An 11,205-nucleotide genomic window follows, 5' to 3' on the forward strand; every position below is an offset into this window, starting at 1 on the left:
GCGCCTCCCCGCGCCAACGCGCCCTCCCGCCAGCGCGGCGCCGAGCGCCCCGCCCGACCTGTTCCCCGTGCAAACCTGGACGCCTGCGCCACCGCCGGTACCGGTGGACACCGCGCCGCCCAAACCACCGCCGCTGCCGTTCACCGTCAGCGCGCAATGGCGCTACGAGAACCAGGCAAAAATCGTCGTGCTGCGCGGCAACGGCAGCCAGTACACCTTGTGCAACCGTTGCTCGGTGCCCGGGCGCATCGTGCCCGGCAAGATGCTCGATGCCCACTACCGCCTGGACGAACTCACCGACACCCGCGTGGTGCTGACCTACATGCCGCTCAAGCATGTCAGCACCTTGCGCCTGGACACTCACTGACTCGGGAAGGACACAATCATGACCCTGCGTGCATGGATACCCCTGAGCCTGGCGTTGTTTGGCCTGGGTGGATGCGAGACCGAACGGGCGATCCGGCACAGCGACGAACTGCGTCAGCAGGGCGATATCATACGCTCGGTCGAGGTGCTGCAAACCGAAGCCAAGCAAGACCCCGAGAATATCCAGTTACGCACAGCCCAATTCGGCAAGCTGGAATTACTGGTCGCCCAATACAGCCGCGAAGCCAGCACGGCATTGCTGCGCGGCGACGATGCGGCGGCCACCCGCGCCCTGGAAACCATCCTCAAGTACGATCCCGGCAACCTTGGCGCGCGGCAGGAGATCCAGAATATCCAGGCGATGAAACAACTGCGCCCGCAACTGGCGCAAGCCTACGAAATGAAACGCGCCAACCCGGTCGAGGCGCTCAACCTGGTGCGCCGGATCATCGCGCAAAAGCCCAACTACCGAGAGGCGCTGGACTTTCGCAACGCCCTGACCCGCGAACTGGTGAGCGCCGACTATCTCAGCGCGGACCTTTCCGAAGCCATGCGCAAACCCCTGAGCCTGGAGTTCAGCGCCCAAAGCCTGACCACGATTTTCGAAACCATTGCACGGCTGTCGGGGGTCAACTTTGTCATCGACAAAGACGTCAACCCCAGCGCCTCGGCGAGCATGACGGCCAGCCGAACCACGGCCGAAGACGCACTGAACCTGCTGCTGACCACCCAAGGGCTGGACAAGAAAATCCTCAATGCCAATACCATCCTGGTTTACCCACGGCGCCCGGACAAAGAGCGTGAATACCGCGAACTGGCGGTGCGCACGTTCTACCTCAGCCACAGTGACCCCAAGGTCGTCGGCGCCGAGATCAAGCAAGTGCTCAAACCCAGGGAGGTGCTGGTGGACGAGCGCTTGAACGCGGTGATTGTGCGCGACGGGCTGGACACCCTGAGCGCGGTGGAAAAACTGGTGGAGGCCATCGATATCGCCCAGTCGGAAGTGACCATTGATATCCAGGTGCTGGAGGTCAGCCTGAACGACGAGTTGAACCTGGGTATCCAGTACCCCGAGAGCGTCGGCCTGTCGGTGGGCAACCTGGCCAACGTGCCCGCCGGGCTGGCGGGCATCCCGCTCAGCGCATTGCGCGGCATCAATGGCGATAACATCCTGCTGGATGCGGGCAGCACCTCGGCGCGCATCAACATGCTGCAGCGCAGCGGCAACACGGTGACCCTGGCCAACCCCAGGGTGCGCGTGCGCAACCGCGAAGAGGCGGCAGTGAACATCGGCGACAAAATCCCGGTGGTGACCACCACCACCGCCAACCAGATCACCACCTCGTCGGTGTCCTACCAGGACGTGGGGTTACAGATCACGGTCAAGCCCAACATTAGCCTGAGCGATGAGGTGAACCTGGAATTGAATGTGGAAATGAGCCATATCACCAAGCGCATTCCCGGCTCGGAAAACGTGCCGGCCACCTTCGAGCTGGGCTCACGTTCGACCAAGACGCTGCTCACCGCACGCAACAACGAAACCCAGATAGTCTCGGGGTTGATCCGCACCGCGGACATCGACGAAGGCTCGGGGTTGCCGTGGTTGAGCCAGATCCCCTGGATCGGCAAGAAGCTGTTCGGCACCAACCAGAGCACGCAGCAGAAGACCGAGATCATCCTGCTGCTCACACCGAGGATCGAACGCAACCTGGACTTGCCGATTTCGCAGATCAGCACCTTCCACAGCGGCACCGAGGCACGCAGCTCGACCGAGGGCATGATTTTGCGCGACACCACCGAAAAAATGATCCTCAAACCGATCGGAGGCGACCCGACGCCCGCACTGCCACCGCCGATGCAACAGCCGGACTCAACCTGGCAGGCACTGCCGCCACCGTTGCCGGAGTTGGTGCCCAAGCCTGCGCCCGGACCTGCACAACCTTAACTTCTGATGGAGATCAAAATGTGGGAGGGGGCTTGCTCCCTCCCACATTGGGTTAGCGCACGACGCCTTCTTCTATGAGCAGTTTGAGAATGGCTTGCGCACCCGCTTCAGGGCTAAGCCCCTTGAGCACCTGCCCCCCGCCACCGCTGGCCTTGGCCGTGGCGGCTTTCATGCGGTCGGCGCCGCTCTTGGCCTTGATCACCTTGAGGCGCTTGGGCCGAGGCTTGGCCGGTTGCAGCACCGCGCCGGTGAACAACTCGTCTTCTTCGACTTCCACTTCATGGGCCGCCAGCTCACCGCGCTGCGCCGGGCCATACGCGCTTTGCCGAGGCTTGGGCGCGGCGTTATCCACCGTCGCCAAAAACGGCAGACGCACCTTCAGCCGGCGCCGCTGACCGCGCGGCAAGGCCTGCAGCACATGGGCCACACCGCCTTCAATCGCCTCGACCTGAGCCAGCCCGACAATCAACGGCCAACCCAATTGCTCGGCCAGCAGGAACGGCAGCATGCCCGAACCTTCACCGGTTTCCGCCTGGCTGCCGGTGAGCACCACCTGCGCGCCAGCGTCGCGCAAATAGTCGCTGAGCACCGGCAACGCGTCGGCGCCGGCCGGTTGTTCGAGCACATGCAGTTGTGGCAGCCCCATGCCCAGGTAGCTGCGCAAGGTCGGCTCGGCAATGTTGCCGGCGTGCAGCACCTGCAACTTATCCCCAGCCATTTGCAGGCCCAGTTCGACGGCGCGGGCATCTTGCTCCGCACGCCGTGGGCGACCCGACGTGGGGTGGGCACCGATAGAAACCAGGCTGATTACATTCGTCGTCATGGCCATATCCTTAAGCCGCATCGCGCTTGGCGCCGTTGCGGTAGGCCTCGACCGCATCGATCAAGGCTTGCAGTATCGCGGCGCTTTCGCCGATCACCGACAAGTCGGCACGCTTGATCATGTCGCAACCGGGGTCGAGGTTGATCGCCACCACCTTGTCGCAGGCACCGATGCCTTGCAGGTGCTGGATCGCCCCGGAAATCCCCACGGCCACATACACCCGCGCCGTGACCCAGGTGCCGCTGGCGCCGACCTGGCGATCACGCGCCATGAAGCCATCGTCCACCGCGACCCGCGAGGCGCCTTCGGTGGCGCCGAGCGCGGCGGCGGTCTGGTGGAACAGGCCCCAGTCCTTCACGCCGTTGCCGCCGGAGAAAATGAATTCCGCTTCGGCCATCGGAATCGCCGCCGGGTCGACCGCCACCGCACCGAGGTCCTCGATACGCGGCAGGCTGCGCGCCAGGGTTGTGGATAACTCCACGGGCAATACTTCGTGGCGGGTGTCGCTGACCGGATCGGCGCATTCCACCGCAGCCAGGATCAAGCGCGGCAATGCTCGCACCAGGTCTTCCTGACCTGCGCCGGCACGGCCTATGCACTCCTCGCCCTTGATCTGCCACACCCGTGTGGCCGGGCGTTCCTTGAGGCTGGCGGCAAAACGCCGGCCCAACTCGCCGCCACCGCTGCGGCTGTCGGGCAGCAACCAATGGCGCGGGTTGAACTGGTTATCCACAGCGCGCAGCCCCTGCACGCGTTGCTCCGGTGAATAACCATCGAACTCGTGGCCGTCCAGCACCAGCAGGCGGTCGACACCGGCGGTGGCAAACGCGCTTTCCTTGTGCTCGCCAAACACCACCGCCAACACCGCGCCGTCGTTGCCGGCGAGTTGCCGCGCCAGGCCCAGCAGGTCGCGGTCGTGGCTGCTCAGGCGGCCGCCGACCATGTCCGGCACTACGTTGATGTAGAACGCAGGCGCGGGCACCTGATGCAGCGGCAATTGCACCTCCACCGCAGCGGTGCGTTTGGCCGCGCCGCCCTGCTGGGCGCCGCTGCGGTCAATGCGCTTGATGCCGTTGGGGCCGATAAAACCGACACCATGCACGTTTTTGCGGATAACGCCGTGAGGCCCCATCCAGCTGTGTTGCACAGGCTGCATCGCCGCGTGCAGCGGGTGCAGACGGTTACGGGCAATCCATTCGGCCCGTGGGTCGCGGCGAATAATGTCGCTCATCAGTGCACCTCCGCAGGTTCACGTTTAGGCGCTTTCGCCGGCGCAGAGTCTTCAAGCAACGCGTCGGCCACCAGTTCGGCAATGTCCTTGATCAACGGGCGTGGTTCGACCACACCTTCGAGCATCGCGGTGCATTGCGGGCAACCCACGGCCACCAGTTCGGCGCCGGTTTCGCGGATGTCTTCCATGCGCATGTCCGGGATCCGTTGCTTGCCGGGAATGTCGGTAATCGGCGCCCCGCCGCCACCGCCGCAGCAGCGCGAACGGAAGCCCGAACGTTGCATCTCCTTGACCTCGATGCCCAACGCACGCAGCACTTGGCGCGGGCCTCGTACTCACCGTTGTAGCGGCCCAGGTAGCATGGGTCGTGATAGGTCACGCTGTTGCCTTTGTGCTGGCCCAGGTTCAGCGCGCCGTCGCCGATCAGCTCGGCCATGAAGGTGCTGTGGTGCTGCACGCGGTAGTTGCCGTTGAAGGCGCCGTACTCGTTTTTCAGCACATGGAAACTGTGCGGGTCGCAGGTGACGATGCGCTTGAAACTGTACTTGGCCAGGGTCTGGATATTGCGCGAGGCCAGCAGTTGGAACGTCGCTTCATCGCCCAGGCGTCGGGCCACGTCGCCGCTGTCGCGTTCTTCCAGGCCGAGTACGGCGAAGTCGACCTTGGCCGCCTTCAGTACCTTGACGAAAGCACGCAGGGTGCGCTGGTTGCGCATGTCGAAGGCGCCGTCGCCTACCCAGAACAACACGTCGGCACTGCCTGTGTCGCTGAGCAATGGCAGGTTCAGATCCGCCGCCCAGTTCAGGCGACCACCGGGGGCGAAACCGCCAGGGTTGTCGGTGGCGATCAGGTTTTCCAGGACTTCGGCACCCTTGTTCGGCGTGGCGCCTTTTTCCAGAGTGAGGTGGCGGCGCATGTCGACGATGGCGTCCACGTGCTCGATCATCATCGGGCATTCTTCCACGCAGGCGCGGCAGGTGGTGCACGACCACAAGGTCTCGGCGTCCACCAGGCCGTTGACGATCGGCTGGTGTGGGTTGCCGCCGTGTTCGCCGATCGGTTTGCCTGGATACGGGCTACCGGCGAACTTGGCATCGGTGCCACCGGCCAGGCCGACCACCATGTCCTGGATGAGTTTTTTCGGGTTCAGCGGCTGGCCGGCGGCGAACGCCGGGCACGCCGCTTCGCACTTGCCGCACTGCACGCAGGCGTCGAAGCCGAGCAGTTGGTTCCAGGTGAAATCCTTGGGTTTTTCCACACCCAGGGGCGCGGTTTTGTCGCTCAGGTCCAGCGGTTTCAAACCGGTGGAGCGCCCGCCACCGAAGCGTTCGGCACGGCGGTGCCAGGCCAGGTGCAGGGCACCGGCGAAGGCGTGCTTCATCGGCCCGCCCCAGGTCATGCCGAAGAACATCTCGGACACGCCCCACAGCACACCGACGCCCAGCAGTGCCGCCAGCAACCAGCCGCCGAAGTCCGCCGGCAGAATCCCGGCCACCGGCAAGGTCACCAGGAAGAAGCTCACCGAAAACGCCATCAGGCTCTTCGGCAGGCGCATCCAAGGGCCCTTGGACAGGCGCGCGGGTGGGTTGCGGCGGCGCAGGTACATGAAGATCGCGCCGACAAACATCAATGTCGACGCCAGCAGCAGCGCATAGCCAAGAATGCGGCTCTGCAAGCCGAAACCGTGCACCAGGATCGCCAGCAACGCCGACAGCACAAAACCCAGCGCCGTGGCGACGTGGGTATTGGCGATGTATTTGTCGCGGGCGACCACGTGGTGCAGGTCGACCATGTAGCGCTTGGGCATGGCCAGCAGGCCGCCCAGCAGGTCGACTTTGGAGGCTCGGCCACGGCGCCACATGTTCACGCGGCGCAGGGCGCCGAGGACGGCGAGGCCCAGGGCGGCAAACAGGAGAATAGGCAGCAAGGTGTTCAACATGGTGAAGCTCCCACAGACCACACAAAACTAATGTGGGAGGGGGCTTGCCCCCGATAGCGGTGGGTCAGCTACAGCTGTATCAACTGACACTCCGCCATCGGGGGCAAGCCCCCTCCCACATTTGAATCCAGTCGGCTTAGAAATCCTTGCACAGGCGCAGGGCGTCATAGATGGCGGCATGGGTATTACGTTGCGCCACACAGTCACCAATGCGGAACAGCAAGTACCCCTCGCCCGCTTCGCTCAGGCACGGCTGCGGTTTGATCGCGAACAGGGCTTCGACGTCGATCTGGCCCTTGTTGCGCGACCCTTCCTTGAGCCCGTAGTAGATGGCTTCGTCCGGACGCACGCCGTTCTCCACCACCACCTGGTCGACCACCCGTTCTTCCTTGGCGCCGGTGTATTCGTTCTCCAGCACCGCCACCAGCTTGTCGCCCTCGCGGTAGACCTTTTCCAGCATCATGTCGCCGGTCATGATCACTTCCTTGGGGTACATGCTGCGGTAGTAAGTCGGGAACGACGTACCGCCAATCGCAACGCCCGGCTTGATGTCGTCGGTGACGATCTCCACCTGGCTGCCCTTGTCCGCCAAAAAGTCAGCCACCGACATGCCGGTGAACTCACAAATGGTGTCGTACACCAGCACGTTCTTGCCCGGTGCCACCTTGCCGTCGAGTACATCCCAGCTGCTGACGACCAAACCTTCGGCGGCGCCCCAGTGTTCGTTCTGCTCGATAAACGGATGCCCGCCCACCGCCAGTACCACCACGTCCGGACGCAGGTCCAGGATGGTTTCGGCATTCGCCGCCACGCCCAGGCGCAGGTCGACTTTCAAGCGTGCCAGCTCCAGTTGGAACCAGCGGGTGATACCGGCGATCTGGTCGCGTTGCGGGGCCTTGGAGGCAGTGGTGATTTGCCCGCCGATAAATTCTTTCTTCTCCAGCAGGGTCACATCGTGCCCACGTTCGGCCGCTACGCGCGCCGCTTCCATCCCGGCCGGGCCGGCACCAACCACCACCACTTTGCGCTTGGGCCCGGTGGATTTCTCGATGATGTGCGGCACGCCCATGTATTCACGGGAGGTGGCGGCGTTCTGGATACACAGCACATCCAGGCCCTGGTACTGACGGTCGATGCAATAGTTGGCGCCGACGCACTGCTTGATCTGGTCGATCTGGCCCATCTTGATCTTGGCGATCAGGTGCGGGTCGGCGATGTGCGCACGGGTCATGCCGACCATGTCCACATAGCCGCCTTCCAGAATCCGCGTGGCCTGGTTCGGGTCCTTGATGTTCTGCGCGTGCAGCACCGGGACCTTGACCACTTCCTTGATGCCGGCCGCCAGGTGCAGGAACGGCTCCGGCGGGTAGCTCATGTTCGGAATCACGTTGGCCAGGGTGTTGTGGGTGTCGCAACCCGAGCCCACCACACCGATGAAATCGAGCATGCCGGTGTCGTCGTAGTACTTGGCGATCTGCTTCATGTCCTCGTGGGACAGGCCGTCCGGGTGGAACTCGTCGCCGCACAGGCGCATGCCCACGCAGAAATCGTCACCCACTTCGGCGCGCACGGCCTTGAGCACTTCCAGGCCGAATTTCATGCGGCCTTCGAAGGTGCCGCCCCATTCGTCGGTACGCTTGTTGACCCGTGGGCTCCAGAACTGGTCGATCATGTGCTGGTGCACGGCGGACAGTTCCACACCGTCCAGGCCACCGGCCTTGGCGCGCTTGGCGGCGCTGGCATAGTTGCCGATCACGCGCCAGATTTCTTCCGGCTCGATGGTCTTGCAAGTGGCACGGTGCACCGGCTCACGCACGCCGGACGGCGACATCAGGGTCGGCCAGTTGAAGCCGTCCCAACGCGAGCGACGGCCCATGTGGGTAATCTGGATCATGATCTTGGCGCCATGCTTGTGCATGGCGTCGGCCAGGTTCTGGAAGTGCGGGATGATGCGGTCGGTGGACAGGTTCACCGAACTCCACCATTCCTGGGGGCTGTCGATGGCCACCACCGAGGAGCCGCCGCAGATCGCCAGGCCGATACCGCCCTTGGCTTTCTCTTCGTAATACTTCACGTAGCGGTCGGTCGTCATGCCGCCGTCGGTGGCATACACCTCGGCGTGCGCGGTACTGAGCACGCGGTTGCGGATGGTCAGTTTGCCGATCTGGATCGGCTGGAACATTGCTTCGAAAGCCATGGCACGGTCCTCGGCTTACAGCGGCTTGACGGTGAACAAACCAGAATCAAAGCCCTCTTCGGAGCCTCCGTAGACTTGTTCGGCGACGGTGCGGATGTTGCTGCCACGCGCTTGCAGGATCTGGTCCATGGCACCGGCAAACCAGCCGGTGAACATGTAGTCCACCTTGCGCCCGACCTTGCCGTACACGTAGACGAATGCCGAGTGTTCGAGCTTGACGCTGGCAGTGCCTTTGTCGAGGTCGATGTCCTGGATCTTGAACAGGCCCCAGCCGCGTTGCGACAGGCGCTTCATGTAGTGTTCGAACACCGCGACGCCTTCCAGGCCGTGGCACTCGGCTTCTTTTTCACACCAGTGCCAGGCGGATTTGTAGCCGGCCTTGTAGAGGATCTCGGCGTAGGCGTCGGCGCCCAGCACTTCTTCGATGCCCATGTGGTTGTTGACGAAGAAATGGCGCGGCACGTACAGCATCGGCAGGGCGTCGGAGGTCCAGACACCGGTTTCGCTGTCGACTTCGATTGGCAATTGCGGGGCGATCTTGGCCATGGAAACTTAACTCCAGAAAATTCGTTTTAATGCCCGCCGCGCGAATGGCGGCGGGTGAAGGACTAAGCGAGCGGTGGCTTATTCGCCCCAGACGTCTTTCAATACATTGACCCAGTTCTCGCCCATGATTTTGCGTACCACACGCTCGGAATGGCCGCGTTTGAGCAGGGTCTCGGTGAGGTTGGGGAACTCGCCCACGGTGCGGATGCCCAGCGGGTTGATGATCTTGCCGAAGCTGGTCAGGCGGCGGGCGTAGCCCTTGTCATGGGTCAGCATTTCGAAGAAATCCTGGCCATGGCCCTGGGTGAAGTCGGTGCCGATGCCAATGGCGTCTTCGCCGACGATGTTCATGGTGTATTCGATGGCTTCGGCGTAGTCGTCGATGGTCGAATCGATGCCCTTGGCCAGGAACGGCGCAAACATGGTCACGCCGACAAACCCGCCGTGGTCGGCGATGAACTTCAGTTCTTCATCGGACTTGTTGCGCGGGTGCTCTTTAAGGCCCGACGGCAGGCAGTGGGAGTAGCACACCGGCTTTTTCGATTCGAGGATGACTTCTTCGCTGGTCTTGGAGCCGACGTGGGACAGGTCGCACATGATGCCGACGCGGTTCATCTCGCCGACGACCTCACGTCCGAAGCCCGACAGGCCGCCATCGCGCTCGTAGCAACCGGTACCGACCAGGTTCTGGGTGTTGTAGCACATCTGCACCACACCCACGCCGAGCTGCTTGAAGATCTCGACATAGCCGAGTTGGTCTTCAAACGCGTGGGCATTCTGGAAACCGAAGATGATGCCGGTCTTGCCCAGCTCCTTGGCGCGACGGATGTCGGCGGTGGTTTTCACCGGGATCACCAGGTCGCTGTTCTCACGGATCAAGGTCTGGCTGGCCACGATGTTGTTGATCGTGGCCTGGAAGCCTTCCCACACCGACACGGTGCAGTTGGCGGCGGTGAGGCCACCTTTGCGCATGTCCTCGAACAGGTCGCGGTTCCACTTGGCGATAATCAGCCCGTCGATAACGATGCTGTCGGCGTGAAGTTCGGCTGGGCTCATCAGGCTGTCCCCTTTTTGGCGATTCATGCGCCGAATCGTCTGCCGGCGCTTTGGGGCCAGCATATGCCCAGGGGCCGACAGAGCCGGGTGCAAAAACGACAGGGGAATTGCCGAAAGCGTCAATCCGCGACAAAGGGTGTTAAGAGGTGTCTGACTGGCGGCTGTTATTTGTCTTACGCTTGAGCCAGAATTCCCGCATCAACTGATATGAGACGGCGCAATGAAATCGATTTTCCTGGCTTTGGCACTCATCGCAACCGGCGTCCACGCCGCCGAAGACACCGACAGCACACCGTGCGACGGCATCGAAAACGACAAACAAACCCTGGAATGCGCCTCCTATAACAGAACCACCGCTGAACAATTGTTGAAAGACAACTACCAGGCCCTGCTGGAACGCATGGGATCGACCTACGGCCACGACAAGACCAAGCTGGCGGACATTACCGCTCGTCTGAAGGACGCCCAACAAAAATGGGAAAAGCTGCGTGACGCCGATTGCGCGGTGGACACCTTCCCGGCGGTGACCGGCACCAAGGCGTATGCGATTGCACAGAATGATTGCCTGGCACGGATGAGCGATGAGCGGTCGGAGTTTTTGGAGTCGATTGGCCAGGAATAAGCGACAATCCCCGCCACTTTTAATCTAAACCAAGGCCATTCATGAGCATCTGCGGCATCGAAATCAAAGGCAGTGAAGCCATCATCGCGGTCGCATCGCTGGGCAACCAGGCGCTGACCCATGTGGCCCTGGCCACCAAGAAAATCGCCCTGGAAGACGACGATGAGGCGGCCAACGTCAAAGCCTTCGCCGCTCAGGTGAAGGCGTTTGTGCAGGCCAACGCCATCACCCGCATCGCGATCAAGAAGCGCAGTAAGAAAGGCGAGTTCGCCGGCGGCCCGACCACCTTCAAGATTGAAGGGGTATTTCAGCTGCTGGACGGGGTTGAGGTGACCTTGCTGTCGCCGCAGACCATCAATGCGCAGAACAAGAAGCACAGCTTTGAACTGCCGGCGACGCTGAACAAGTATCAGCATGAAGCCTACAAGGCGGCGTGTTCGGCTCTGCTAAAAAAATAAGCCACAGCACAGTCCTATGTGG

The 11,205-nt window shown here is 62.5% G+C and carries 9 protein-coding genes and 1 pseudogene; 4 read left to right on the plus strand and 6 right to left on the minus strand.

What is annotated here, in order from left to right:
* Positions 1 to 367: hypothetical protein (locus tag JWR98_RS27865; protein WP_205491767.1), on the plus strand; the 367-nt coding region annotated here is incomplete at its 5' end.
* 18 nt (positions 368 to 385) lie between these two features.
* Positions 386 to 2,311, plus strand: a complete 1,926-nt coding sequence (locus JWR98_RS27870) for a secretin N-terminal domain-containing protein (RefSeq protein ID WP_078734979.1) — start codon at positions 386 to 388, stop codon at positions 2,309 to 2,311.
* A gap of 52 nt (positions 2,312 to 2,363) precedes the next feature.
* On the opposite strand, the gene etfB is transcribed toward JWR98_RS27870, so the two are convergent.
* The 6 genes and pseudogenes from etfB to JWR98_RS27900 form a co-directional block, all read right to left on the minus strand.
* Positions 2,364 to 3,134, minus strand: coding sequence for an electron transfer flavoprotein subunit beta (etfB, locus tag JWR98_RS27875; RefSeq protein WP_078734980.1), 771 nt, complete (start codon positions 3,132 to 3,134; stop codon positions 2,364 to 2,366).
* Between the two features lie 10 nt (positions 3,135 to 3,144).
* Positions 3,145 to 4,365 (minus strand): electron transfer flavoprotein subunit alpha, encoded by a 1,221-nt coding sequence (gene etfA, locus JWR98_RS27880; protein WP_205491768.1) that lies wholly within the window; start codon positions 4,363 to 4,365, stop codon positions 3,145 to 3,147.
* Positions 4,365 to 6,304: pseudogene (dgcB, locus tag JWR98_RS27885) on the minus strand (dimethylglycine demethylation protein DgcB). The gene etfA and the pseudogene dgcB overlap by 1 nt, the downstream one beginning before the upstream one ends.
* A gap of 136 nt (positions 6,305 to 6,440) precedes the next feature.
* On the minus strand, positions 6,441 to 8,501 hold the full coding sequence (gene dgcA, locus JWR98_RS27890) for a dimethylglycine demethylation protein DgcA (protein ID WP_205491770.1): 2,061 nt from the start codon (positions 8,499 to 8,501) through the stop codon (positions 6,441 to 6,443).
* Between the two features lie 15 nt (positions 8,502 to 8,516).
* Positions 8,517 to 9,047, minus strand: a complete 531-nt coding sequence (locus JWR98_RS27895; protein ID WP_003176572.1) for a DUF5943 domain-containing protein — start codon at positions 9,045 to 9,047, stop codon at positions 8,517 to 8,519.
* A 78-nt stretch (positions 9,048 to 9,125) separates the two neighbouring features.
* Positions 9,126 to 10,103, minus strand: a complete 978-nt coding sequence (locus tag JWR98_RS27900) for a dipeptidase (protein ID WP_176996679.1) — start codon at positions 10,101 to 10,103, stop codon at positions 9,126 to 9,128.
* Between the two features lie 220 nt (positions 10,104 to 10,323).
* Here JWR98_RS27900 and JWR98_RS27905 point away from each other — a divergent pair, with 220 nt between their 5' ends.
* Positions 10,324 to 10,725: a lysozyme inhibitor LprI family protein gene (locus JWR98_RS27905; protein WP_078734985.1), complete on the plus strand. Its 402-nt coding sequence runs from the start codon at positions 10,324 to 10,326 to the stop codon at positions 10,723 to 10,725.
* A gap of 41 nt (positions 10,726 to 10,766) precedes the next feature.
* Complete coding sequence (locus JWR98_RS27910) at positions 10,767 to 11,183, plus strand: DUF3010 family protein (RefSeq protein WP_078734986.1); 417 nt, start codon at positions 10,767 to 10,769, stop codon at positions 11,181 to 11,183.
* The last annotated feature ends 22 nt before the right edge of the window (positions 11,184 to 11,205 follow it).

The sequence above is a fragment of the Pseudomonas lactucae genome (genome assembly GCF_016937615.1).
GTDB classification, from domain to species: domain Bacteria; phylum Pseudomonadota; class Gammaproteobacteria; order Pseudomonadales; family Pseudomonadaceae; genus Aquipseudomonas; species Aquipseudomonas lactucae.